The following is a 209-nucleotide window of genomic DNA, read 5'->3' on the forward strand; positions in this document are numbered from 1 at the left end:
GAATTGCAGCGGCCGCATCAGAGCTGGAGCATGGATTTCGTAGCCGATCAGCTCTTCGATGGGCGCAAGATCCGGGCCTTAACAATAGTCGATAATTTTAGTCGCCAGTGCCTGGCCATTCACGTCGCAGTCGCTGAAAGGAGAAGACGTGGTGGCCGTAATGAGTCACTTGCAGCAAACGCTGGGCGTCGTACCAGAACGCATCCAGG

The 209-nt window shown here is 55.5% G+C and carries 1 pseudogene; it reads left to right on the forward strand.

The annotated features are described in order from the left end of the window. A pseudogene (locus D0N36_RS19870) lies at positions 1-209 on the forward strand (DDE-type integrase/transposase/recombinase); the annotation flags it as partial.

This window comes from Hymenobacter lapidiphilus (genome assembly GCF_003417065.2).
Classification (GTDB): domain Bacteria; phylum Bacteroidota; class Bacteroidia; order Cytophagales; family Hymenobacteraceae; genus Hymenobacter.